The 506-nt window shown below is 64.6% G+C and carries 2 protein-coding genes; both read left to right on the forward strand.

Annotated features, from left to right (window positions below; translation table 11 throughout):
- Positions 1 to 115 (forward strand): aconitase family protein (locus IC50_RS41185; RefSeq protein ID WP_157460922.1); only part of this gene is annotated, 115 nt, incomplete at its 5' end.
- Between the two features lie 95 nt (positions 116 to 210).
- Positions 211 to 420, forward strand: coding sequence for a hypothetical protein (locus IC50_RS08500; protein ID WP_035702968.1), 210 nt, complete (start codon positions 211 to 213; stop codon positions 418 to 420).
- Positions 421 to 506: the final 86 nt, after the last annotated feature.

The raw sequence follows: 506 nt of genomic DNA on the forward strand, positions 1-506 counted from the left end.
CCGCAATTTCGAGGGCCGCCAGGGCTTCAAGGGCCGCACGCATCTGGTGTCGCCGGCGATGGCGGCCGCGGCGGCGATCGCGGGTCACTTCGTCGACGTCAGGGACTGGCGGTAGGCTGGTTCCTGCAATTGTAACGATCGCGCCAAAGCGCCGTTAATCGGCGTCGCCCACATTCTCGTCCTCGCGACGGTTTCGCGAGGACGCAGCACATGGCCAACAAGCCGGAATATGTCGACGTGATCAGTGAGGCCACGCGCCAGCACCGGCGGCGCGCGACGCCGCTGCGCATCGTCGCCAGGCCGGAGGTGGAGGAGACGTCCAAGCTCAGCCGCTGGCCGCCCGCGATGTTCAGGCAGTGGAAGGTCGAGAATTTGATGCGGTGGAAGTCTGCATCTTGGAAGCTGAAGGACTGGCTCTGACCGCTTTCTCCGTCATGCCCGGGCTTGTCCCGGGCATCCACGACTTTATTGTGCCACTCCAAGAACGTGGATGGCCGGGACAAGCC

It is taken from the genome of Bradyrhizobium genomosp. I (2014) (genome assembly GCF_000261685.1).
GTDB lineage: Bacteria > Pseudomonadota > Alphaproteobacteria > Rhizobiales > Xanthobacteraceae > Bradyrhizobium.

Coding starts and splice junctions, on each gene's coding strand:
- IC50_RS08500 (WP_035702968.1), top strand. CDS start 211: ATGGCCAACAAGCCGGAATATGTCGACGTGATCAGTGAGGCCACGCGC.